The sequence below is a fragment of the Janthinobacterium sp. GW821-FHT03C08 genome (assembly GCF_059420905.1).
Window position 1 is genome coordinate 123294 of the sequence record NZ_JBWKUP010000009.1, and the last position, 23016, is coordinate 146309.

The window sequence follows — 23016 nt, forward strand, 5'->3', positions numbered from 1 at the left end:
CCGAATCGCCCGCGTATTTACTCGACCTTGAACGACGACAGCTTCGGGTCCGGCGGCGGATACGCGAGCTTCATGCCCTGCAAGGTTTCCAGCAGCAGGGTCGCCACCACCAGGTTGCGCTGGGTCTTGGAATTGGACGGCACCACGTACCACGGCGCGTGATCGGCATCCGTCTCGCGGATGGCCGTTTCATAGGCGCGCTGGTAGGCGTCCCACTTCTTGCGCTGGGCGATATCGTTGGGATCGAACTTCCACTGGCGGTCGGGATCATCGAGCCGTTCCTGCAGCCGCCCCCGCTGCTCGTCCTTGGAAATATGCAGGAAGACTTTCAGGATGACGGTGCCCGTTTCGCTCAGCATGCGCTCGAAATCGCGGATCTGCGCGTAGCGGCGCTGGCATTCGGGCTTGTCGATCATGTCCTGCACGCGCGTGATCAGCACATCCTCGTAATGACTGCGGTTGAAGATGGCGATCTCGCCCTTCACGGGCACGTGCTGGTGCACGCGCCACAGGTAGTCGTGCGCCAGTTCGATGTCAGTCGGGCCCTTGAAGGCCACGGCGCGGATGCCCATCGGGTTGATATTGCTGAAAATCGCCTTGACGGTGCCGTCCTTGCCCGAGGTATCCATGCCCTGCAATACCAGCAAGACCTTTTTCTTGTGCTGCGCGTACAACATGCTCTGGCACTCGGCGATCTGCGCCGTCAACGCCACGGTTTCCTCGCGGTCCAGCGCCTTGCACTGGGCCGCCGTCAGCTTCTTGTTGGCCGCCTTGGTGGCGGCGCCCAGCAGGCGCTTGCCGGCGAAATCCTCATCCAGCGCATAGCCCTTGCCAGCCCGGAATTGCGTGCGCGCCTTCATGCCGTCACCGCCAGCTTGCGGTGTTCGATTTTCGTGCAGTGGTCCATCACCACCGCCAGCCCCGCCGCCCGCGCCAGCTGCGCCGCCCCCTCGTTGACGACGTCCAGCTGCAGCCACAGGCAGCCCGCCTTGACGGCGATGGCTTCCTCGGCGATGGGCAGGATATCCTCGGACTTGCGGAAGCAATCGACGATGTCGATGCGCGCTGGCGCTACCGCCGCTGCCGCCTCCGTCAAGGTGGCATAGGCGCGCTGGCCCAGCACGTCGCGCCCGGCGAGGGCTGGATTGACGGGCAGCACGCGGTAGCCATGCTGCAGCAGGTAATCGGCCACTTCGTGGCTGGCGCGTGCGGGCTTGTCGGACATGCCGACGATGGCGATGATGCGGCTGTCTTGCAGGATGCGGGCGATGTTGGACATATTTTTCTATGGTCAGGCGTGCGACATTGCCCGCCTAGCGTAGCAGATTCCCGTCCCGCCGGGAGCTAGCCAGAAGACCTGGCCGCGCGTATCGCCGCCATCTGCGCCACGAAGGCTTGTGCGCGCGCCGTCACGGCCGCGAAATCTCCCGTGGCGCCGGGGCCACTCAGGCTGCTGCCGATGCCCACGGCGACTGCGCCGCTGGCGAACCACTCGGCCAGGTTTTCCACCGTCACGCCGCCCGTCGGCATCAGCGGCGCTTGCGGCAACGGGGCGCGCAGGGCCTTGATGTAGGCGGGACCGAACATCTCGGCGGGGAAGACCTTGACGATGTCGGCGCCCGCCTGCAGGGCCGTGACGATTTCCGTCGGCGTCATGGCGCCCGGCATGGCCAGCACCTGATAGCGCTGGCACAGCGTAATGGTATCCACATTGACGCCGGGCGAAATGATGAACTGGCCGCCAGCCAGGATGGCCGCGCGCGCCGTCTCCGCGTCGAGCACCGTGCCCGCGCCCAGCAGCACGCCGTCGCCATGGCGCTCGCGCAGGGTGCGCAGTACGCCCAGGGTGCCGGGCGTGGTAAACGCTACTTCCAGCGCCGTGACCCCGCCGGCGATGCACGCCTCGGCGATCTGCAAGGCGACGTCCGGCGAACCGGCACGCACGATGCCCACCATGCCCCGTTCGAGGATGCCATTGAAAACCATGTGCTTTTGCATCTGCTCTCTCCTGTCAGGCCGGCAGAGCGCCGAAGCGCACTTCCGGCAAGCCGCGCACGCCCGGCTGGCGCGCATGAAACAGGCCACCGGCCAATGGCTCGGCCGCCAGCTGCGCCGGCGCCAGGCTTTCCTGCGCCGTGGTAATGAACAATTCGTCAAACGCGGCACCGCCCAGGCTCACGCAGCTGGGCTGCGACACAGGCAGGTGCACCGTGCGCTCGATGCTGCCATCGGGCGCGAAGCGCAGTACCTTGCCTGCCCCCCACTGCGCGCTCCACAGGTGGTCGTGGGCATCGATGGCGGCGCCATCGGCAGCACCCGGGCCAGGATCGAGCACGGCAAAGACCCGCACCTTGCTGGCGTCGCCGCCCAGATAGTCGTCCCAGCGGTAGATCGCCTTCTTCATCGAGTCGCAAAAATACATGGCCGTGCCATCGACGCTGAAGCAGATGCTGTTCGAGATGGCGATGGCCGGCAGCGGCAGGCGCTCCAGGGTCAGATCCAGGTTGAGGCGGTAAAAGCTGGCGATGGGGTCGCGGCATAGGCGCTCGTCGAGCGTACCGAAGACAAAGCGTCCCTGGCGGTCGCAGCGGCCATCGTTCAGGCGCGTCATGGGCAGGTCGCCCTCCACTGTGTGCAAGGGCGTGACGGCCCCGCTGCGTGCGTCAAACCACGCCAGGCGCGAGGCCAGTCCCAGCAGCAGGATATCGTCGCTCTCCGTCTGCGCGAAACAGGCCAGGCGTTCGGGCATGTCCCAGGTCTGGCGCGCGCCCGTGGCCAGCACCAGCGCATGCAGCTGGCAGCCTTCGATATTCGTCCAGAAAACCCGGCCGCTGCGTTCACACCAGCGTACGCCCTCGCCCAGGAAATTTTGCGCATCGACCAGTAATTGGGCCTGTGTCCCCATCTTTTTTCCTCTTTATTTTTCGTTCAATGCGATTCGCGCGGCACCGCCGAGCCGCGGCAGCCGACGAGAAAGTCGAGGTCCGCGCCTTCGTCGGCCTGCGTCACGTGCTTGATGTACATGGACTGGTAGCCGCCCTTCATGGCCGGCTGGGGGGCGCGCCATTCTTCACGCCGGCGCGCCAGTTCCGCCTCGTCGACGTCCAGGTGCAAGCGCCGGCCTTCCACATCGAGTTCGATCATGTCGCCGTCGCGCACCAGGGCCAGCGGGCCGCCCACGGCCGCTTCCGGCGCCACGTGCAGCACCACCGTGCCGTAAGCCGTGCCGCTCATGCGCGCGTCCGAGATGCGCACCATGTCGCGTACGCCCTGCTCCAGCAGTTTTTTCGGCAGTCCCATGTTGCCCACTTCCGCCATGCCAGGATAGCCCTGCGGGCCGCAATTTTGCAGCACCATCACGCAGCTGGCGTCGATATCGAGCGCGGGATCGTCGACTCTTTTCTTATAGTGTTCAATGCTGTGGAAGACGACGGCGCGGCCCCGGTGCCGCATCAGCGCCGGCGTGGCGGCCGATGGCTTGATGACGGCGCCGCGCGGCGCCAGGTTGCCATGCAGGACGGCGATGCCGCCCTCGTCCTTGAATGGCTGTGCCAGCGGCGTGATCACCTGCGGATTGAAATTTTCCGCTTCCGCCACGTTGACGGCCAGGGTGGCGCCCGTCACCGTCAAGGCCCCGCCATGCAGCTTGCCCAGCAAGTCGCGGATGATGACGGGCAGGCCGCCCGCATAGTAAAAGTCTTCCATCAGGTACTGCCCCGACGGCATCAGGTTCAGCAGGCACGGGATATCGCGGCCCAGGCGGTCCCAGTCGCCCAGGCGCATGTCCACGCCGATGCGCCCGGCGATGGCCAGCAGGTGGATCACGGCATTGGTCGAGCCGCCGATGGCGCCGTTGACCATGATGGCGTTTTCAAACGCTTCACGGGTCAGTATCTGCGACAATTTCAGGTCTTCATGCACCATGCCGACGATACGCCGGCCCGTCAATTGCGCCTGCAGCTTGCGGCGTGCATCGACGGCGGGAATGGCCGCGTTGCCGGGCAAGGTCACGCCCAGCGCTTCGACCATGCTGGCCATGGTGGAAGCCGTGCCCATGGTCATGCAGTGGCCGGCGGAGCGCGACATGCACGATTCGGCCTGCTTGAATTCGTTTGAGGTCATGCGGCCGGCGCGCACGTCCTCGGAAAACTTCCACACGTCCGTGCCCGAGCCGATGGGCTGGCCACGGTAATTCCCGTTCAGCATGGGGCCGCCCGACAGCACGATGGTGGGCAAGTCTACGCTGGCCGCGCCCATCAGGAGCGCTGGCGTCGTCTTGTCGCAGCCCGTCAGCAGCACCACGCCGTCGATGGGGTTGGCGCGGATCGATTCTTCCACATCCATGCTGGCCAGGTTACGGAACAGCATGGCCGTGGGCCGCAGATTCGATTCGCCCAGCGACATCACGGGAAACTCGACGGGAAAGCCACCCGCCTCGAGTACCCCCTTCTTGACCGCCTCGGCCAAGTCGCGGAAGTGGCCATTACAGGGCGTCAGTTCGGACCAGGTATTGCAGATGCCGATGACAGGGCGGCCATCGAAGGCGTCGCTGGGATAGCCCTGGTTCTTCATCCAGCTGCGGTGGATGAAACTATCCTTGTCGTCGCCGCCGAACCACGCTTGCGAGCGCAGGGGCCGCTTGGTTTTCAATTCGCTCATGCTGTCTCCTGGCGGGAAATCAGGCCGCGCGCGGCGGCGACCAGCAGGGCGCCATGGCCCGCCAGATGGTCTTGCTGCTGGTCGTCGACGACGATGCGCTTGCCGTAAAAGAAGCCCTGCTCCTCGATCAGCAGCGACAGCGCCTGGCGCAGCATGGGTTTGCCGGCGATGACGAGCGGTGTATCGGGACGCATCTGGATGGCCGTGCTGTTGCGCAGCGCCAGCAAGTCGCCGCTGAGCACGGCGCCCATCAGGAAATTGGCCCGCTCATTGCAGTCGACTGCACTGAACTGTCCCAGCGTGCGCACGCTGAAACAGGCGCGCGCCAGTCCCGTTTTTTGCGCTGCGGCGGCACCAGCCAGCAGCATCTTCGGCACCAGCGTCTGCGCAAAGCCGCCATCGACCGATTGCTTGATCAGGGTATGCTGCGAAATCGCCTGCAGCAGTTCGCCGGCGATGGTGGTGCTGCAGCCGAGGATGCGGCGCTGCTCGTCCACGCTGATCAGCTTTGTATGCGAACCAGGCACGATGATGGTGGCCGCGCCGCACAGCTGCAGCCGCTCCAGCAAGCCGATGACTTCCGTCTCTTCGCCGCGCATCATGTCCATCGCTTCGACGTTATGCAGGCCGATGGCGCCATGCTGGTTGCGCACGCCGGGAATCAGCCACAGGGGCTGGGACAGCACATCGGGCAAGTCCACCGCCCGCATGCCTTGCGCCAGCTGCGCCAGGCCGGCCGGTGCCGGCAAATGCGGCACTTCCTGCAAGCCCATGGGCGAACTGATCATGCCCGATGCCAGCGCCAGGTGCACCTCCGCCGGTGCGATGCCGGCGCTGGCCAGCACTGCCGCGATGGTCTCGCGCAGCGCCTGCTTCAGCGCGCCGTTATGGCCATCGATGGCCGTGTTGCGCACGCCCGTTTCCTGCTGCGCCTGGGCGAGCACCGCCCCGTCACGCCATAGCAGGGTACGCGTATTGGTGGTGCCGGCATCGATGGTGACTATATTCATGGGCGGGTTCGCAGCGGTCGGTAAGAAAGAAAAGAAAGGGGAAAAACTACCTCATGGTAGAACTGCCCCGCATATCTGACCAATCACTTATTTAACATCATTGATACCGGTTCGGATATGTCAAAATCGTCCATATCCTGCACGCCCAAACGGTAGACGAGCTTGAAGCGCCTCACCTGTCCCGGCTGCAATTGCACGCCCTGCGCCAGCAGGGAAAAACAACGCGCATCGGAGTACAGATGGCAACTGTCCTGGGTACTGGAAAAGCGCAGGACCCGCCCCGAAGCGGGGTCGGCAACCCGCGCCGCCTCGCGCAGCTGGCCGCTGCTCGTCCAGTAAAAGTCATGTCGGAATCCGGGCAAGTGCGCCAGCGCGGGCCAGGCCAGGCGCGACGCGAGCGGCGCCGGCTGGCGGAAGTCAAACGCGCTGCCCGCCACGTCGAGCGGAGAGGCGCTCGTGCAGCCGCCGGGCCAAGGCCGGTAATGGTCGGCAGCCAGGCGCAGCACATGGTCGCCGACGGTGGCAAGGCTGCCCTGCAGATTGAAGCGGGGCGCGGCAAGCGCAAACCGGGAAAACGTATCGGCCATGGCGGCGCAGTCGAGGTGCAGGCTGCCATCGTCGTCAAGCCGGTAGGCCAGGCGCACCGACAAGCCGTCGTGCGCCAGGTGCAGCAGCAAGCGGCCGTCGTCCGGCGGGTCGCACTGCCAGCCTGCGGGCGCACGCGCCGTCAGGTGCGCGGCGCCCAGCACGTCGGCCAGGCGGCCATAACGGTCGGGCGCCCACCAGGCCCGCACGCTGGCATCATGCGCGTCAATGGCCACGCACATGCCGCGCGCATTGCGCAGCAGATGCATCATGGTGCCTGCCCGGGGGCTGGCGGAGGCCGGCTGCGCTGCTGGAATTCGCGCGGCGTGCAGCCGAGTTCGCGCTTGAAGACGGCGTGCATGTACTGCACCGTGGTAAAGCCGCAACGCACGGCCACCTCGGCCACCTGGCCCGGACCGCGCGCCAGCAGGGTCTTGGCCGCATCGAGCTTGAAATGCAGGATCTCGTCGTGCACGCTGCGCCCCAGCTCGTGGCGGAAGTGCGCTTCCAGCGAGGAGCGCGACACGCCCACGTAATCGGCCACCTGCTCCGTCTTGATGCCCTGGCAGGCGTACTGGCGGATGAAGTGGCGCGCCTGCATCACCTGCGGATGCTGGAAGGGCTGGTGGCGCGTGGAGGCGAGCACGTTCAGGCCAGCCGGCGGCACCAGGATGCGCGTGCCGGACAGGCGCGCGCCGTTCAACATCTGGTGCAGCAAATGCGCGGCCGTGCGGCCCATTTCCTCCGTCCCCTGGATCACGGAACTCAAGGGAATGCGCGTGAGCATGCGCGCCAGCGGATCGTTGTCGATGCCGATCAGGGCGACTTGCTCCGGCACGGCGATCCCCGCGTGCATGCAGGCTTGCAGCAGCTGGCGCGCGCGCGCATCGCTCACCGCAATGATGCCCACGGGTTTTTCCAGGCTGTTCAGCCACGCGATCTGCTGCTCCACCGCCTCGTCCCACGAGGGCGCGCTGGTGGCGACGCCGCGGTACACGTCGGCGCGCATGTGGTCGCGCTGCATCAGCGCGCAGAACGCCGTTTCGCGCTCCTGCGCCCAGCGGTTGACGTCGGCCTCGGGCAGGCTGAAACAGGCAAAGCGCGTCAGGCCCGCTTCCACCAGGTGGTCGTAGGCCAGCTTGACGATCTTGAAATTATCGGTGGCCACGTAGGGAATGCCGGCCGGGTAGGCGTCTTCGCGCGCATACGAGCCGCCCACGGCCACCACGGGCACGCGGCTGTGCGCCAGCGCCGCGCACACGGCGGGATCGTCGAAATCGGCGATGATGCCGTCGCCCTGCCAGCGCTCGATGCCGGGCAGGCGGCAGCGAAAATCCTCTTCCAGGAACAGGTCCCACGACACGCGCGTGGTGTTCAGGTAGGCGGCGACGCCCGCGATGATGTCGCGGTCATAGATCTTGTTCCCGTTGAACAGCAGCGCGATGCGATGCGCGGTCGGTAACTTCATGCTGGTGTCTCCTCCATGTGGCGGCCGGGACGTATATTCATCCCTGGCTGCCGGTCACGCATCGGTCTTACCTGCGTCCCGCCCTGGTGCTGACATCTACCCAGACGGCAAGGGTCAGAATACTGCCTTTCACGATCATCTGCCAGTAGGTATCCACATCCAGCATGGACATGCCGTTATCGAGGCTGGCCATGACCAGCGCGCCGATCAGCGCCCCGTACACGGTGCCCGAGCCGCCGCGCATCGAGGTACCGCCGATGAAACAGGCAGCGATGGCATCGAGTTCGCTGAAGGTACCGGCCGAGGGTGAGCCGGCCGCCAGCCGGCCCGTGTTGATCAAGCCCGCCAGCGCGCACATCAGGCCCATGATGCCGAAGATCCACAGCTTGACGGCTTTCACATTGATGCCGGACAGACGCGTCGCTTCCATATTGCTGCCGACAGCGTAGATGCGCCGGCCAAACACAGTCTGGCTGGTGATGTAGCTGAACAGGCCCAGCAGCGCCAGCAACAACAGCACGGGCAGCGGGATGCCTTCATAACCGTTCAGGGTCTGCACGAAGGCATACAGCACGGCGCCGATGACGATCACGCGCAGGCCATCGAGCCAAGCAGCCGTCTGCGGCAAGCCATGCTGCGCGCGGCTCATGCGTGCGCGCCACGTCAGGAAGGCGGCCAGCAGGAACAGGCCGATGCCCAGCGCGATGCCGGGCAGTGCGGGCAGGTAACCCTGCCCCAGGTAGACCAGCGGCTCGGAGACGGGCGCGATGGTGATGCCGCCCGTGATGCCCAGCAAAATGCCGCGGTACGCCAGCATGCCGCCCAGGCCGACGATGAAGGACGGAATGCCCCGGTACGCCGTCAAGTAGCCATTCAAGAGGCCGATCACCAGGCCGCAGCCCAGCACGGCCGCCAGGTTCAGCGCCAGCGGCCAGTGCTGCGTCACGTCCAGCACGGCGGCGATGCCGCCCAATAGCCCCAGCAGCGAGCCGATGGACAGGTCGATCTCGCCGGCGATAATCACCAGCACCATGCCGCAGGCGAGGATGCCCGTCACCGACATCTGGCGCAGCAGATTCGACAGGTTGCGCGGCGTGAGGAAGCTGCCCTCCGTCTTCCAGGAAAAGAAGGCCCAGATCAGCGCCACGGCGATCAGCAGGGCCAGCATCTTGTATTGGGTGAACAGCTGTTTGACATTCATCGGTTTCATGCGGCGGGTTCCTTGTTTGCGGTCGTGGCGGCGGGCGCCGGATGCTGTGACAGCGCCGCCGCCAGCACGGTTTCCTGGCTCAGGCCATCGTTGATGAAGTCGCCGCGCAGCCGGCCTTCGCCCATCACCAGCACGCGGTCGGACACGCCCAGCACTTCGGCCAGTTCCGACGAGACCATGATGATGGCCACGCCCCGGTCGGCCAGCGCCAGCATCAGTTTGTAGATTTCATATTTGGCGCCCACGTCCACGCCGCGCGTGGGCTCGTCGAGGATCAGCACGCGGGGGCGCGTCAGCAGCATTTTGGCCAGCACGGCCTTTTGCTGGTTGCCGCCCGACAGGCTCGTAATGGGCAGCGACGGGCTGGCCGTTTTCAGCTCCAGCTGGGCGATCTCGCCGCGCACGGCCGACAGTTCCGCCTCGCCATCGATGCGCGTGGCGCGCGCGAATTGCTCCAGCACGGCCAGCGTAATGTTCTGCCCCACGTCCAGGTCGGGCACGATGCCGTGGTGCTTGCGGTCTTCCGGCACCATGGCCAGGCCCATGGCGATGGCTTTTTGCGGCGAGCCGGTGTCGATGCGGCGGCCATCGAGCCACACCTCGGCCTGGCACGGCCCCTGGTAGGCACCGAACAGGGCGGAGACGAGCTCCGTGCGCCCCGCGCCCACCAGGCCGGCGATGCCGAGGATCTCGCCCTTGCGCAGGGTGAACGACACATCGTCGACGCGCTTGCGCTGCGGGTTGTCCACATCGATGCACGTGACGTGGCGCGCCTCGAACAGCACCTCGCCGATGGCCGCAGGCGCATTGTTCCCCACTGCGCGCTGCGGATACAGCTGGCTCATTTCGCGGCCCACCATTTGCGCGATGATGCGCTCGACGTTCATCTGCGCCATCGGCGTGGTGGCGATGTGCTTGCCATCGCGGATGACGACGATGGTGTCGCAGATGGCGGCCACTTCATCGAGCTTGTGCGAAATGTAGATGCAGGTGACGCCCTTGGCCTTCAACGCGCGCAGGATATCGAGCAATACGGCGATTTCCGACGCCGTCAGCGACGACGACGGCTCGTCGAGGATCAGCAATCGCGCATTCTTGTTGAGCGCCTTGGCGATTTCCACCAACTGCTGGTGGCCGCCGCCGTAATTCATCACGGGCAGCGCCACGTTCAGCTGCGGAATCTTCAGTTCGCGCAGCAATTCGTCGGCGCGCTTGTACATGGCGCTATAGTGCATGCGCCCGCCGGGCAAGGTGATTTCGCGGCCCATGAAGATATTCTCGGCCACGGACAGCTGCGGCACCAGCATCAGCTCCTGGTGGATGATGATGATGCCTGCGTCTTCCGTATCGCGAATGGACTGCGCGCGCAGGGGCTGGCCATCCCACAGGATCTCGCCATCCCAGGTGCCGTGCGGGTACACGCCGGACAGCACCTTCATCAGGGTCGACTTGCCGGCGCCATTCTCGCCGCACAGGCCGATGCACTCGCCGGCCCGCACCTGCAGGTCGATGCCATCGAGCGCACGGACACCGCCTACGCGGGCGTCGCCAAACTGTTTGACGATGCCTTTCATTTCAAGCAGATAGTCAAGCATGCTCACTCTCGTTGCGGATACGGGAAAAAATGTCGGCTTAGCGCGCAGCGCGTCAGCCGACATCAGGCGGGCGATCAATTACCGAGCTGCGCCTTGGTATAGAAACCGTCGTCGACGAGAATGTTCACGTTCGCCTTGGTCAAGGGCGTGGGTTTGAGTAGCACAGTGCTGACCTTTTTCAGGCCATTGTCATAGCTGGAGTTGTAGGCGGGCTTCTCGTTGCGCGCCAGTTGCACGGCCAGCTTGGCTGCTTCGGCGGCGATGGTCTTCAGCGGCTTGTAGACGGTCATCGCCTGCGTGCCGGCGATCACGCGCTTGACGGCCGCCAGGTCGGCGTCCTGGCCCGACACGGGCACCTTGCCCGCCAGCTTTTGCGCGGCCAGCGCCTGGATGGCGCCGCCGGCCGTGCCGTCGTTCGAGGCGACGATGGCGTCGATCTTGTTATTGTTCGCCGTCAGCGCGTTCTCCACGATGGACAGGGCTTCCGTGGCGCTCCAGTCCTTCACCCACTGCTGGCCCACGACCTTGATGTAGCCCTTGTCGATGTACGGCTTCAAGACCTTCAACTGGCCTTCACGCAGCATCTTGGCGTTGTTGTCCGTCGGCGCGCCGCCCAGCAGGTAGTAATTGCCCTTCGGCTGCAGCTTGACGACGCCCTCGGCCTGCATCTCGCCCACTTTCTCGTTGTCGAACGAGATGTAGGCGTCGATGTCGGCGCCCAGGATCAAACGGTCATACGACAGCACCTTGATGCCGGCCTTTTTCGCTTCCTTGATGGTGTTGTTGAGCACCGTCGCGTTGAACGGCACGATCACCAGCACGTCCACGCCGCGCGAGATCAGGTTTTCGATCTGCGAAATCTGGCGCTGCTCGCTGGCGTCGGCCGATTGCACGAAAACCTTGGCGCCCTGCTTCTCGGCCGCGGCGATGAAGAAATCGCGGTCGCGCGTCCAGCGCTCGACGCGCAAATCGTCGATGGAAAAGCCGATCTTCGGGTTCTTCGCGTCGGCCAGGGCGGCGCTGCTGGTCAGCGCCAGCATGGCGGTCATGATGGCTGCACTGATGATCTTGTTCATTACGTGTCTCCTTGTTGGATTTTATTAACGACGTTTTTTAACTGCGGGTACAACGGACAACAAATAAACTAGTGATTGTGGCGCGGCAGCGTCTGCCCGACGGCGCGGTATTTCAGCGCCAGCTCCATGCAGGCGCCCGTCTCCAGCTGGCCCACGCTGGCGCGGTAGATCTCCTGCCACGGCGTGGCGCTGGCGTTGACGGGGGGCGGTAGCGCCATAGCGCGGCGCGCCAGCTCAACGCTGTCGACCAGCATGTCGCAGCGCCCGCCGTTCAAGTCCACGCGGATGATGTCCCCCGTGCGCAGCAGGGCCAGGCCGCCGCCGACGGCGCTTTCCGGCGACGCGTTCAGGATCGAGGGGCTGTCCGAGGTGCCCGACTGGCGTCCGTCGCCCAGGGTCGGCAGGTTCAAGATGCCGGCCTTGAGCAAGGCGTCGGGCGGCTGCATGTTGACCACTTCGGCCGAGCCGGGCCAGCCCACGGGGCCTGCGCCGCGCATCACCAGCATGCAGCTGTCGTCGATATTGAGCGCCGGGTCGTTGATGCGCGCGTGGTAGTCGGCTGAACCGTCGAAGACGATGGCGCGCGCCTCGAACACGCCCTCGCTGCCAGGGCGCGACAGGTAGCGCTCGCGGAAAGTGGGCGAGATCACGCTGGTCTTCATGATGGCGAAATCGAACAGGTTGCCCTGCAAGGCCATGAAACCGGCCTTTTCCTTCAATGGCGCGGCAAACGGCCGAATCATCTCGCGGTCCGCGCTTTCGCGGCCTTGCAGGTTGGCCGCCATGCTCTGGCCCGTGATCGTCAACCGGTCCGCGTGCAGCAAGCCCGCCTGCTGCAGTTCCCACATGATGGCCGGCACACCGCCGGCGCGGTGGAAGCGCTCGCCCAGGTATTTCCCGGCCGGCTGCATGTTCAGCAGCAGCGGCACGTCGTAGCCGTGGGCCATCCAGTCGCTCGAATGCAGTTCTACGCCAGCATGGCGCGCCATGGCCATCAGGTGCGGCTGCGCATTGGTCGAGCCGCCGATGGCCGCGTTGACGATGATGGCATCCAAAAATGCCTCGCGCGTGAGGATGCTCGACGGGCGCACGTCCTCATGCGCCATGCCGACGATGCGGCGCCCCGTTTCGTAGGCAATCTGGCCCCGCTCGCGGTAGGGCGCGGGAATGGCCGCGCAGCCCGTCAGGGACATGCCCAGCGCCTCGGCCAGCGCATTCATGGTCGATGCCGTGCCCATGGTGTTGCAATGGCCGGCCGACGGCGCCGAGGCGGCGGCGATCTGCAGAAATTTGTCATTGTCGATGACGCCTGCGGCCAGCTGGCGGCGGCCTTTCCAGATGGCGGCGCCGGAACCCACCAGTTCGCCATCCATCCAGCCGTCGAGCATGGGGCCGCCCGACAGCACGATGGCGGGAATGTCCACCGTGGCGGCGGCCATCAGCTGGGCCGGCGTGGTCTTGTCGCAGCCCGTCGTCAGCACCACGGCGTCGATCGGATAGCCATGCAGGATCTCCACCAGGCCCAGGTACGCGAGGTTGCGGTCCAGGGCGGCAGTGGGACGGCGGCAATTTTCAAAGATCGGGTGCAGCGGGAATTCCATCGGAATGCCGCCCGCATCGCGGATACCGTCGCGCACGCGCTGCGCCAGTTCCAGGTGGATGCGGTTGCACGGGCTGATATCGCTGCCGCTTTGCGCAATGCCGATGATGGGCCGGCCCGAGCGCAGTTCCTCGACCGTGATGCCGTAGTTCATGAAGCGCTCCAGGTACAGGGCCGTCATGTCGATGTGCTCAGGATTGTCGAACCAGTCCTGCGAGCGGAAGCGCCGTGCCTGGCGATTGCCTGGGGTGCTCATGCGCCGTACCATCCTGCATCGACGAAATACTCGCGCCCCGTGCACTTGGCCGCGTTGTCGGACGCGAGGAACAGCGCCAGCGCCGCCACGTCTTCCGGCTCCACGCGCGTCTGCAGGCATTGTCCCTGCAGGATCACGGCTTCCGCTTCCGGCGTATGCCACAGGCGCTCCTGGCGCGGCGTGCGCACGGCGCCAGGAATGATGCAGTTGACGCGGATGCCGTCGAGACCCAAGTCGCGCGCCAGGCCATGCGTCAGCCCTTCGATGCCGGCCTTGGCCGTCATGTAGATCGACAGGTTGGCCTGCGCCAGGTGCCAGGAAATCGAACCGAGATTGAGGATCACGCCGCAGCCCTTGGCGCGCATGGACGGCGCCACGGCCTGGGCGCAGAAATACTGGTGGCGCAGGTTGACGGCCATGCGTTCGTCCCAGTAGGCGGGCGTGACATCCTGCAGCTGGTGGCGGTCGTCATTGGCCGCGTTGTTGACGAGGATATCTGTGGCGCCACCGCTGCTGCCGATGTCGGCAAAGGTGGCGGCCAGTGCATCGAGATCCGTCAGGTCGCAATAGCGGAAAACGGGCGGCTGCGGCAGGTGCGCCAGCTTTTCCTGCAGCGCCAGCGACGCCTCGCGGGCGATGTCGAGAAAGGTGACGTGGGCGCCCTGGCGCGCGAATGCTTCGACGATGGCCACGCCGATGCCTGTGCCACCGCCCGTGATGACGACGCGCTTGTTGGCCAGGCTGGGGTAAGTTGCATGCTGCATGGTGTCTCTCGTTATGGGAATGGGGAAATCAGATCAGGCCGCGCCGCGCCAGGTTCTGGTACAGGGCGCGCACGCCAAAGGTCCAGGGCGGGATCGCATCGCAGCGCTGCACTTCATTGACCAGCGCCCCCAGCGCGGCGCTGGCGATGGTGACGCGGTCGCCCAGGTGGTGCGTAAAACCGCCGCCCTGCGCGCCGCGGTCTTTCACGGGCGAGAACATGGTGCCGAGGAAAAGCATGAAGCCATCCGGATACTGGTGGTATGCGCCGGCCGTCTGACGCACCAGATCCAGCGGATCGCGGCTGATCTCGCGCATGAAGCTGGCGCCTTCCAGTACAAAACCGTCGTCCTCGCCCTCGATCAGCAGCGACACTTCCGCCTGGCGCACGGTGTCGAGCGTAAAACCCTCGTCGAACAGGCGGATGAAGGGGCCGATGGCGCAGGAGCCGTTGTTGTCCTTGGCCTTGCCCAGCAACAGGGCGCTGCGCCCTTCGATGTCGCGCAGGTTGACGTCGTTGCCCAGGGAGGCCCCCAGCACGACGCCGCGGCTGTTGACGGCCAGGACGATCTCGGGCTCCGGGTTGTTCCAGGCGGATGACGGCAGCAGGCCCACCTGCGCACCGCAGCCCACCGACGACATCGGCTGCGCCTTGGTAAACACTTCCGCATCGGGACCGATGCCCACCTCCATGTACTGCGACCAGGCGCCACGCTGCTGCAGCTGCTGCTTCAGGCGCTGCGCCGCCTCCGAGCCGGGACGCAGGGCCGACAGGTCGCTGCCCAAAGTATCTTGCAGCGCGCCGCGCAAGCTGGCGGCACGCGCCGCGTCGCCGCCCGCCTGCTCCTCGATCACGCGCTCGAGCAGGCTGACGGCAAACGTCACGCCGCAGGCCTTGATCGGCTGCAGATCGCATGGCGCCAGCAGCAGCGGCCGATCTGCCGGCGCATTCAACGCTTGCGCCATCAGCGCCTGCACGGGACCGAGCGCGGTGCCCGGCGCATGGCGGGCGATACCCAGCGCATCGTCGCTCTCGAACAGCTCGGCCACGGTGGCGACCGTTTCTGTGATGTCGACGACTTCACCGCCGCGCACGGCGACGACGCAAGGGCCATCGCGCCAGATGCGGCCAATCAGGGTAGCCTGCGCCAGGTCGGCGGGTAGCAGGGAAGCGGGAGAAATCGGCAACATGGCAGCTTTCAGAAAAATCGTCATCGGGTGGCTGAATTTCAAGTTCGGACCGATTCTGCGCGCCGCCATGGGTCACCGCAATTACGAAAATCACCAAATTGCATGATGATTATTGGTATTGCGACGCACCAAAAAGTGCCTGGACAAAGCCCTGTACAGGCGTCCTTTCGCGCGTCTGGGGCAAGTCTTTTTGCGCATCGCATCAATCGCGCCAGCGATACCGTTTTGGATATCGACAATGCGAAAAAAGTGATTGGTGGGGCCGGTATGGACAAACTAGTATCAGCCGTGGCCCACATGCGGCCATCGGCACGGAGCCGGCCCACAGAGACCGCGACGCCGGCACATTCACACTCAAAAGACGGTGGAGACCTGAAATGAAAACAACAATGAAAATGCTGGCCGCGAGCCTGGCGCTGGCCATCTCCGGCATGGCGGTAATGCCCATGGCAAGCGCCGCGGACAAGGGCGCGATCGGCATCTCGATGCCGACCAAATCCTCGATGCGCTGGATCGCCGATGGCGACAATATGGTCAAGGTGTTCAAGGAACGCGGCTACAAGACGGACCTGCAGTTTGCCGACGACGATATCCCCAACCAGCTGGCGCAGGTGGAAAACATGATCACCAAGGGCGCCAAGGTGCTGGTGATTGCCGCCATCGACGGCACCACCCTGTCGAACGTGCTGCAAAAGGCGGCCGACAAGGGCATCAAGGTTATTTCCTATGACCGCCTGATCCGCGGCACGAAGAACATCGATTACTACGCCACCTTCGACAACTTCCAGGTCGGCGTGCTGCAGGCTGGCTATATCGAATCGGCGCTGAAGCTCAAGGAAGGCAAGGGCCCGTTCAATATCGAACTGTTCGGCGGTTCGGCCGACGACAATAACGCGCACTTCTTCTACAACGGCGCCCTGTCGGTGCTGAAACCCTATATCGACAGCGGCAAGCTGGTGGTGCGCTCGAAGCAGATGGGCATGGACAAGGTGGCCACCCTGCGCTGGGACGGCGCCGTGGCGCAGGCACGCATGGACAACCTGCTCAGCGCCTACTATGGCAATGCACGCGTCGACGCCGTGCTGTCGCCCTATGATGGCCTGAGCATCGGCATCCTGTCGTCGCTCAAAGGCGTCGGTTACGGCACGCCGAAGCAGCCCTTCCCCGTCGTCACTGGCCAGGATGCGGAAATCCCGTCCGTCAAATCCATCATCCGCGGCGAGCAGTCATCGACCGTGTTCAAGGACACGCGCGAGCTGGCCAAGGTGACGGCCAATATGGTCGACGCGATGATGAGCGGCAAGACGCCGGCCGTGAACGATACCAAGACCTACAACAACGGCATCAAGGTGGTGCCGTCCTATCTGCTCAAGCCCGTCACCGTCGACAGGGCAAACTGGAAGCAGGTGCTGGTCACGGGCAGCGGCTATTACACCGAAGCGCAAGTGAAGTAAGACGCACGCGGTAAGCAAGGCCCGGCCTGGCCGGGCCCAGAGAGGTTATATGACGAACACGATCCTGGAAATGCGCGCGATACGCAAGACCTTCCCGGGCGTCGTTGCGCTCGACAATGTGAACCTGCGGGTGCGCAGCGGCGAGATCCACGCCATCGTGGGAGAAAACGGCGCCGGCAAATCCACCCTGATGAAGGTACTGAGCGGCGTCTACGGCCATGGCAGCTACACGGGCGATATCGATTACCAGGGCCAGACGCGGCATTTCCGCGGCATCAAGGACAGCGAGGAAATCGGCATCATCATCATTCACCAGGAACTGGCGCTGGTGCCGCTGCTGTCGATCGCCGAGAATATCTTCCTCGGCAACGAGCCGGCAAGAATGGGCGTCATCGACTGGGAATACGCGCAAGGCAGGACGCGCGAGCTGCTGCAGAAGGTCGGCCTGAAGGAGTCGCCCGACACCCTGGTCACCAACCTGGGCGTGGGCAAGCAGCAGCTGATCGAAATCGCCAAGGCGCTGTGCAAGGACGTCAAGCTCCTGATCCTCGACGAACCGACGGCCAGCCTGAACGAAAGCGACAGCGCGGCCCTGCTCGACCTGCTGCTGGAGCTGAAACGCCAGGGCATCGCCTCGATCCTGATCTCGCACAAGCTCAATGAAATTTCGCGCGTCGCCGATGCCATCACGGTGCTGCGCGACGGGAACACGGTTGACAGCTTCGACTGCCGTATTGAGGCCGTCAGCGAAGACCGCATCATCGAAAAAATGGTCGGGCGCGAGATGGCCGACCGCTATCCGCCGCGGCGGCCTTCCATCGGCGAAACCATTTTTGAGGTGCGCGACTGGCGCGTGTTCCATCCCGAACACGCCGACCGTCCCATCATCAAGGGCATCAACCTGCACGCCAGGAAGGGCGAGATCATCGGCATCGCCGGCTTGATGGGTTCAGGACGCACGGAACTGGCGATGAGCATCTTTGGCCGCGCCTACGGCCAGCGCATCAGCGGCACGGTGCTCAAGAACGGCCGGGAGATCGATGTCAGCACCATCGGCAAGGCCATCGCCCACGGCCTGGCGTATGTGACGGAAGACCGCAAGGGCCTGGGTCTGATCCTCGAGGAGGACATCAAGAAAAACACCAGCCTGGCCAACCTGGACGCCGTGGCGAAGCACATGGTGATCGACGAGGCGCGCGAATTCGGCGTGGCCGACGATTTCCGCCGCAGGCTGAAGATCCGCTGTTCCAGCATCCTGCAAAAGGTGGTCAACCTGTCCGGCGGCAACCAGCAGAAAGTGGTGCTGGCGAAGTGGCTGTTTTCGCGTCCGGACATCCTGATCCTCGATGAACCGAGCCGGGGCATCGACGTGGGCGCCAAGTACGAAATCTACAGCATCATCAGCGAGCTGGCCGCCGAAGGCAAATGCATCATCATGATTTCCTCGGAAATGCCTGAATTGCTGGGCATGTGCGACCGGATCTACGTCATGAACGAAGGCCGCTTCGCGGCCGAATTAAGCGCAGCAGAGGCGTCGCAGGAGAGAATCATGCGCGCCATCGTCACACACGGAGACAAGCATGGAGAATAAACTGACTGCGGATGCGGCAGCGACGACAGGCAGCCCCCCTGGCACGGTACCTGCCGCCAAAAGCCACGCCGGCTTCCTGAAAAATAATATGCGCGACTACGGCATGCTGCTGTCGCTGATCGTCATCATGGGCTTCTTCCAGTACATGACGGACGGCACCCTGATGCAGCCGCTGAACCTGACCAACCTGGTGCTGCAGAACAGCTACATCGTCATCATGGCGCTGGGCATGCTGATGGTGATCGTGGCGGGCCATATCGATTTATCCGTCGGTTCGGTGGTGGGCTTCGTCGGCGCGCTGGCTGCCGTCCTGATCGTCAATTACCACATGCACTTTATCGCTGCCAGCATCCTGTGCCTGATCGCCGGCGCCGTCATCGGCGGCGCCCAGGGCTATTTTGTCGCTTTTTTCAAGATCCCCTCCTTCATCGTCACCCTGGCCGGCATGCTGGTGTTCAAGGGCCTGACCCTGGCGCTGCTGGCGGGCCAGTCGGTCGGCCCCTTCCCCGAAGGCTTCCAGATGCTCAGCTCGGGCTTCCTGCCCGACCCATTTGGCGGCGAGAACCTGCGCGGCCTGTCGCTGCTGCTGGGGGTGATCGCCGCCGCGGCACTGATCGTCACCTCGCTGCGTAGCCGCGCCAAGCAGCTCAGGCACGGCATGGAAAACGAGCCGCGTGCCTTCTTCCTGCTGAAAAATGGCATCTTTGCCGCCGTGATGGTGTATTTCAGCTATCTGCTGGCATCGTACCGCGGCTTTCCCAACGTGCTGGCCGTGATGTCGGTGCTGATCGTCGCCTACACCTTCATTACCAACCGCACCGTGCTGGGACGCCGCGTCTACGCCGTGGGCGGCAACGAAAAGGCGGCGCGCCTGTCCGGCATCAAGACGGAACGGGTCAGCTTCTACACCTTCGTCAACATGGGCATGCTGGCCGCCCTTGCCGGCCTGATCTTCGCGGCGCGCCTGAACACGGCCACGCCCAAGGCGGGCACGGGTTTCGAACTGGACGTGATCGCCGCCTGCTTCATCGGCGGCGCTTCCGCCTCGGGCGGCGTGGGCAAGGTGATGGGCGCGGTGATCGGCGCCTTCATCATGGGCGTGATGAACAACGGCATGTCCATCATGGGCATCGGCATCGACTACCAGCAGGTGATCAAGGGCCTGGTGCTGCTGGCGGCCGTGTTCCTCGACGTGGTCAACAAGAACAAGTAGCCCGGTTCGAGCCTTAGGGGGCTCTGGCCGGCGTTCGCGCCGGCCTTTTTTACATATAACGTCGGACAAAAGCGTAGCGAGCGGCAGCAAGTTGTGGCTGAGAAGCGCAGCTGTGCTAGTAGCTTATGTCAGACGTTGGCGGCCAATCGCGCCGCGCGATCCCCCCACCACGCCGCTTCCTCGAACACGGAAAAGCCCGACAAATCGGCATGCGCGAACAGGATGGCACCGTCGTGCTCGCGCAGCGCTTTCAAGCCCGCATTGCTGCGAAATCCCGGCAAGGGAGCGGCCATGGCGTGGCCGCGCACGGTGATGTCGACGCGTTCGACGCAGCTGGCAAAATCGCGCCCGTATGCCGTTTTCAGGTCGACGCTGGCCAGCGCCAGCAACTGCTCGGGCGTGGCCGTGTCGAGCCACTTGCGCGCTTGCTGTGGCGTGCGGTCGGACAGGGCCACGTAGGCGCTGAAGACGGTTTTCTCGGGCGGGCGCACGCGGATATCCTGGTGCGTGGACACCACATAACCGAGGCCCGGCTCCTGGTACACCACGTTGTCCCAGCACAGGGGCGCGTGCGGCAGTTCGTCGGGAAAGCGTTTAAGTAAAAAATTCGCCACCAGCCACGGCGCATACGCGGGCGTATCGCGTTTGAGGTCGAAACCATAGTCGGCGATATTGCTCACCACGCGCGCAGCCACATACAAGGGCATGGCACAGATGGCCTTGCGCGCCTTGACCAGGTAGGTGCGTGGCTGGCCATCGACCAGTTCCAGGCACAGCGCCTCGACGCCGTTGCTCGTCGTCGTGAGGGAAACCACCGTGCCCGCATGACGTTTGACACCTGAGGCTTGCTCCATGGCCGTGGCGACCGGTTGCATGCCGCCCGGCCAGGTCAGCCAGGCGCCATTGCCGGCATTCGCCGCCTGGCCCCAGCGGCTGCAGTAGTAATGCAGGCCGGCCCAGGCCGACACCTGATCGTAGCGCGTGCCGTAGTCGTCGCGGCAGCAGTAGTTCAAATACCAGTGCAAGGTGGGCGAGGTATAGCCTTCGCGCTCCAGCCACTGCTTCAAGGTGATGTCATCGAGCGCCTGCCAGGCCGGGTCCTGCGACGACTCCACCGTGGGGAAGACAAAGACGCGCTTGCCGTCGTTGCCATGCGTCTGGCGCAGGCGCCGTACCTCGGCAAAGAAGCGCTCATGCTGCGCCAGTTCCGCCGGCGGCACGCCTTCCGTGGGGATGAAGCCGTCCTGCCACTGGCCGTTGAACAGCAGGCGCTCCTCGGGCGCGTGCAGGATGTAGCGCTCGTCGTAAGTCGGCTTTTCCGCCATCGGATCGCGTTGGATGATGCCCAGGTCGAACAGGATTTCGCGCACGTGCGTCGATTCGGGCGACGGCAGCGGCAGATAGTGGCCGCCCGTAGGATAGGCCAGGTCGCCGAACTGCCCGCCGGCCGCATTGCCATACGGCTGCGGCCCATCGATCATGAGGAAATCCCGGTGCCCCAGCTTGTTCAGGCGCCAGGCAGCCGTCAGGCCCGCGATGCCGGAACCAAAGATGGCCACGTCGGTGCTGATGGTTTCCGCAGGCGGCGGCAAAGTCTTGTGCTCGCGCAGCAGCTCGCGCAAATAATGGCCTTCCGAGCGGCCCGGATACAGCACCCTGGGCGTGATTTCCTGCCAGCGCAGATAGGCGGCGATGCTGCCGGTGCCGGCCACCGCTGCCGCGGTCCCGCCGGCAGCCCACAGCATGAAGGAACGGCGCCGCATCAGCGGATTACCCGGTTCCAGTCCTGCTCGAATTCATGCACGAGCGACTGGGTATTCAAGCGGTTCGGCGCCATCGGCAGGGGCTGCATGTCGGGTGGGAAGATGAACATTTCGCGCGTGGTGTCCGCATTCAGGTAGCGCATGGGCAGGCGGTATGTCGCCGGTGGCTGGTAGTCGAGCTGCGGCGAGGCGAGTATAAAACCCCATTCGCCGAACGAGGGCACGTAGGCGTGATACGGCCAGGTGCGCATGCCCACTTCGCGCAGGGTGGCATCGATGGTCCAGTAGGCGTGCGGCGCGAAGAACGGCGACGTCGACTGCACCACCATCAGGCCCTTGGCGGCCAGGTGCTTTTTCACCAGGTCGTAGAACGGCACGGAATACAGTTTGCCAAGCGCGAAGCTGGACGGATCCGGGAAGTCGACGATGGCCGCATCGAACATGTCGCCATTATTGCGCAGCCAGACGGCGGCATCGGCATTGACGACGGTGACGCGCTTGTCCGAGAACGAGCCGTTGTTCAACTTGGCCAGTTCCGGGCGCGTGGTAAACGCGGCCGTCATGGCGGGGTCCAGGTCCACCAGCGTGACGTGCTCGATATTCGGATAGCGCAGGATTTCGCGCAGCGCCAGGCCGTCGCCGCCGCCCAGCACCAGCACGCGGCGCGCCCAGGGCAACGCTTCCAGCAAGGGATGCACGAGCGCTTCATGGTAACGGTACTCGTCGCGCGAGGAAAACTGCAGGTTGCCATTGATGTACAGGCGTGTATCGTCCTTCCAGCGCGTGATCACGAGGCGCTGGTAAGGGGTGGTGGTGGAATACACGATCTCGTCGCCGAACAGGCCGTGTTCGCCCCAAGCCACCATGCGGTCGGACATGGCAAAGCCGGCGACGAGCAGCAGCATCACGGCACAGGCGCGCAGGAAACGTCCCGTCAGGTTCTTCAGCTCCGCGCGAAACACATGGATCGTCCACAGGCCCACGCCCACATTCAGCATGCCGAACAGGAAACCCGTGCGTACCAGGCCAAGGTAGGGCGACAGCACCAGCGGGAACAGCAGGGAGACGGCCAGCGCGCCCAGGTAGTCAAAGGTCAGCACGCGGCTGACCAACTCGGAAAATTCCGTCTGGCGCGAATTCAGGGCGCGCATCACCAGCGGCACTTCCATGCCGACCAGTGCGCCGATGAGGAAAACCATCACATACAATAAGGCGCGGAATGGCGCCGCCATCCACGAGAATGTCATGAAGAGGATGGCGGCCGACAGGCCACCGATCAGGCCCACGGCCAGTTCGATGTCGACGAAGCGCGAGAGCACGTCGTCATCCCGCACATACTTTGAAAAGTGAGCACCCACACCCATGGCAAACAGGTAGCAGCCGATGATGGTGGAAAACTGCAGGATGGAGTCGCCGAGCAGGTAGCTGGACATGGCGCCGGCGATCAGCTCATAAGCGAGGCCGCAGGAGGCGACCACGAAGACGGACAAAATCAGAATCTTTTTGTTCATGGGGCTTTTTTTGTTCTAATATGCTGTGACGTTATTAACTTGATCATTCGTTGCTCATCTCGGCCTCGTCTT

General features: G+C 64.4%; 19 protein-coding genes. 3 read left to right on the top strand and 16 right to left on the bottom strand.

The features are described 5' to 3' along the window. Positions 1 to 17: 17 nt before the first annotated feature. The 14 genes from AC07VL_RS14580 to AC07VL_RS14645 form a co-directional block, all read right to left on the bottom strand. The gene (locus AC07VL_RS14580; RefSeq protein ID WP_494806506.1) at positions 18 to 860 is read right to left on the bottom strand and encodes a PPK2 family polyphosphate kinase; all 843 of its coding nucleotides are present in this window, start codon (positions 858 to 860) and stop codon (positions 18 to 20) included. Further along, positions 857 to 1279, bottom strand: coding sequence for a CoA-binding protein (locus AC07VL_RS14585; protein ID WP_494806507.1), 423 nt, complete (start codon positions 1277 to 1279; stop codon positions 857 to 859). The genes AC07VL_RS14580 and AC07VL_RS14585 overlap by 4 nt, the downstream gene beginning before the upstream one ends. 65 nt (positions 1280 to 1344) lie before the next feature. Further along, positions 1345 to 1998, bottom strand: coding sequence for a bifunctional 2-keto-4-hydroxyglutarate aldolase/2-keto-3-deoxy-6-phosphogluconate aldolase (locus AC07VL_RS14590; RefSeq protein WP_494806508.1), 654 nt, complete (start codon positions 1996 to 1998; stop codon positions 1345 to 1347). A gap of 13 nt (positions 1999 to 2011) precedes the next feature. Next, positions 2012 to 2905: an SMP-30/gluconolactonase/LRE family protein gene (locus AC07VL_RS14595; RefSeq protein ID WP_494806509.1), complete on the bottom strand. Its 894-nt coding sequence runs from the start codon at positions 2903 to 2905 to the stop codon at positions 2012 to 2014. A gap of 23 nt (positions 2906 to 2928) precedes the next feature. Continuing rightward, on the bottom strand, positions 2929 to 4659 hold the full coding sequence (gene araD, locus AC07VL_RS14600; RefSeq protein ID WP_494806510.1) for an L-arabinonate dehydratase: 1731 nt from the start codon (positions 4657 to 4659) through the stop codon (positions 2929 to 2931). Beyond that, positions 4656 to 5669, bottom strand: coding sequence for a 2-dehydro-3-deoxygalactonokinase (locus AC07VL_RS14605; RefSeq protein ID WP_494806511.1), 1014 nt, complete (start codon positions 5667 to 5669; stop codon positions 4656 to 4658). Before AC07VL_RS14605 ends, araD begins: the two co-directional genes overlap by 4 nt. 83 nt (positions 5670 to 5752) lie before the next feature. Next, on the bottom strand, positions 5753 to 6526 hold the full coding sequence (locus tag AC07VL_RS14610) for an aldose epimerase family protein (protein ID WP_494806512.1): 774 nt from the start codon (positions 6524 to 6526) through the stop codon (positions 5753 to 5755). Continuing rightward, positions 6523 to 7722: a XylR family transcriptional regulator gene (locus AC07VL_RS14615; RefSeq protein ID WP_494806513.1), complete on the bottom strand. Its 1200-nt coding sequence runs from the start codon at positions 7720 to 7722 to the stop codon at positions 6523 to 6525. The genes AC07VL_RS14610 and AC07VL_RS14615 overlap by 4 nt, the downstream gene beginning before the upstream one ends. Positions 7723 to 7789: 67 nt before the next feature. After that, a complete protein-coding gene (locus tag AC07VL_RS14620; RefSeq protein ID WP_494806514.1) occupies positions 7790 to 8932 on the bottom strand; it encodes a sugar ABC transporter permease in 1143 nt (380 codons plus the stop codon). Then, positions 8929 to 10527 carry a D-xylose ABC transporter ATP-binding protein gene (gene xylG / locus AC07VL_RS14625; protein WP_494806515.1) on the bottom strand — a complete coding sequence of 533 codons (1599 nt, stop codon included), beginning with the start codon at positions 10525 to 10527 and terminating at the stop codon, positions 8929 to 8931. The genes AC07VL_RS14620 and xylG overlap by 4 nt, the downstream gene beginning before the upstream one ends. Positions 10528 to 10601: 74 nt before the next feature. Next, positions 10602 to 11603 carry a D-xylose ABC transporter substrate-binding protein gene (gene xylF / locus AC07VL_RS14630; protein WP_494806516.1) on the bottom strand — a complete coding sequence of 334 codons (1002 nt, stop codon included), beginning with the start codon at positions 11601 to 11603 and terminating at the stop codon, positions 10602 to 10604. Between the two features lie 68 nt (positions 11604 to 11671). Then, positions 11672 to 13459 carry an IlvD/Edd family dehydratase gene (locus tag AC07VL_RS14635; RefSeq protein ID WP_494806517.1) on the bottom strand — a complete coding sequence of 596 codons (1788 nt, stop codon included), beginning with the start codon at positions 13457 to 13459 and terminating at the stop codon, positions 11672 to 11674. Then, complete coding sequence (xylB, locus tag AC07VL_RS14640) at positions 13456 to 14223, bottom strand: D-xylose 1-dehydrogenase (RefSeq protein ID WP_494806518.1); 768 nt, start codon at positions 14221 to 14223, stop codon at positions 13456 to 13458. Before xylB ends, AC07VL_RS14635 begins: the two co-directional genes overlap by 4 nt. A gap of 28 nt (positions 14224 to 14251) precedes the next feature. Beyond that, positions 14252 to 15412, bottom strand: a complete 1161-nt coding sequence (locus AC07VL_RS14645) for a fumarylacetoacetate hydrolase family protein (RefSeq protein ID WP_494806643.1) — start codon at positions 15410 to 15412, stop codon at positions 14252 to 14254. 377 nt (positions 15413 to 15789) lie between these two features. Between AC07VL_RS14645 and chvE the strand changes: the two genes are divergently transcribed. The 3 genes from chvE to mmsB are packed head-to-tail and all read left to right on the top strand — an operon-like array spanning position 15790 to position 19670. Further along, positions 15790 to 16866, top strand: a complete 1077-nt coding sequence (gene chvE, locus AC07VL_RS14650; RefSeq protein ID WP_494806519.1) for a multiple monosaccharide ABC transporter substrate-binding protein — start codon at positions 15790 to 15792, stop codon at positions 16864 to 16866. Between the two features lie 49 nt (positions 16867 to 16915). After that, positions 16916 to 18457, top strand: a complete 1542-nt coding sequence (mmsA, locus tag AC07VL_RS14655) for a multiple monosaccharide ABC transporter ATP-binding protein (RefSeq protein ID WP_494806520.1) — start codon at positions 16916 to 16918, stop codon at positions 18455 to 18457. Next, on the top strand, positions 18447 to 19670 hold the full coding sequence (gene mmsB / locus AC07VL_RS14660; RefSeq protein WP_494806521.1) for a multiple monosaccharide ABC transporter permease: 1224 nt from the start codon (positions 18447 to 18449) through the stop codon (positions 19668 to 19670). Before mmsA ends, mmsB begins: the two co-directional genes overlap by 11 nt. Before the next feature lie 128 nt (positions 19671 to 19798). On the opposite strand, the gene AC07VL_RS14665 is transcribed toward mmsB, so the two are convergent. Continuing rightward, entirely contained in the window at positions 19799 to 21433 is a 1635-nt protein-coding gene (locus AC07VL_RS14665; protein ID WP_494806522.1) for an NAD(P)-binding protein, read from the bottom strand. Continuing rightward, positions 21433 to 22944 carry a polyamine aminopropyltransferase gene (locus AC07VL_RS14670; RefSeq protein WP_494806523.1) on the bottom strand — a complete coding sequence of 504 codons (1512 nt, stop codon included), beginning with the start codon at positions 22942 to 22944 and terminating at the stop codon, positions 21433 to 21435. Before AC07VL_RS14670 ends, AC07VL_RS14665 begins: the two co-directional genes overlap by 1 nt. Positions 22945 to 23016 lie beyond the last annotated feature (72 nt).

What these genes read in the sequence shown, in the direction of transcription:
- AC07VL_RS14580 (WP_494806506.1), bottom strand. Translation starts at nt 860, where the DNA reads ATGAAGGCGCGCACGCAATTCCGGGCTGGCAAGGGCTATGCGCTGGAT.
- AC07VL_RS14585 (WP_494806507.1), bottom strand. Translation starts at nt 1,279, where the DNA reads ATGTCCAACATCGCCCGCATCCTGCAAGACAGCCGCATCATCGCCATC.
- AC07VL_RS14590 (WP_494806508.1), bottom strand. Translation starts at nt 1,998, where the DNA reads ATGCAAAAGCACATGGTTTTCAATGGCATCCTCGAACGGGGCATGGTG.
- AC07VL_RS14595 (WP_494806509.1), bottom strand. Translation starts at nt 2,905, where the DNA reads ATGGGGACACAGGCCCAATTACTGGTCGATGCGCAAAATTTCCTGGGC.
- araD (WP_494806510.1), bottom strand. Translation starts at nt 4,659, where the DNA reads ATGAGCGAATTGAAAACCAAGCGGCCCCTGCGCTCGCAAGCGTGGTTC.
- AC07VL_RS14605 (WP_494806511.1), bottom strand. Translation starts at nt 5,669, where the DNA reads ATGAATATAGTCACCATCGATGCCGGCACCACCAATACGCGTACCCTG.
- AC07VL_RS14610 (WP_494806512.1), bottom strand. Translation starts at nt 6,526, where the DNA reads ATGATGCATCTGCTGCGCAATGCGCGCGGCATGTGCGTGGCCATTGAC.
- AC07VL_RS14615 (WP_494806513.1), bottom strand. Translation starts at nt 7,722, where the DNA reads ATGAAGTTACCGACCGCGCATCGCATCGCGCTGCTGTTCAACGGGAAC.
- AC07VL_RS14620 (WP_494806514.1), bottom strand. Translation starts at nt 8,932, where the DNA reads ATGAAACCGATGAATGTCAAACAGCTGTTCACCCAATACAAGATGCTG.
- xylG (WP_494806515.1), bottom strand. Translation starts at nt 10,527, where the DNA reads ATGCTTGACTATCTGCTTGAAATGAAAGGCATCGTCAAACAGTTTGGC.
- xylF (WP_494806516.1), bottom strand. Translation starts at nt 11,603, where the DNA reads ATGAACAAGATCATCAGTGCAGCCATCATGACCGCCATGCTGGCGCTG.
- AC07VL_RS14635 (WP_494806517.1), bottom strand. Translation starts at nt 13,459, where the DNA reads ATGAGCACCCCAGGCAATCGCCAGGCACGGCGCTTCCGCTCGCAGGAC.
- xylB (WP_494806518.1), bottom strand. Translation starts at nt 14,223, where the DNA reads ATGCAGCATGCAACTTACCCCAGCCTGGCCAACAAGCGCGTCGTCATC.
- AC07VL_RS14645 (WP_494806643.1), bottom strand. Translation starts at nt 15,412, where the DNA reads ATGTTGCCGATTTCTCCCGCTTCCCTGCTACCCGCCGACCTGGCGCAG.
- chvE (WP_494806519.1), top strand. Translation starts at nt 15,790, where the DNA reads ATGAAAACAACAATGAAAATGCTGGCCGCGAGCCTGGCGCTGGCCATC.
- mmsA (WP_494806520.1), top strand. Translation starts at nt 16,916, where the DNA reads ATGACGAACACGATCCTGGAAATGCGCGCGATACGCAAGACCTTCCCG.
- mmsB (WP_494806521.1), top strand. Translation starts at nt 18,447, where the DNA reads ATGGAGAATAAACTGACTGCGGATGCGGCAGCGACGACAGGCAGCCCC.
- AC07VL_RS14665 (WP_494806522.1), bottom strand. Translation starts at nt 21,433, where the DNA reads ATGCGGCGCCGTTCCTTCATGCTGTGGGCTGCCGGCGGGACCGCGGCA.
- AC07VL_RS14670 (WP_494806523.1), bottom strand. Translation starts at nt 22,944, where the DNA reads ATGAACAAAAAGATTCTGATTTTGTCCGTCTTCGTGGTCGCCTCCTGC.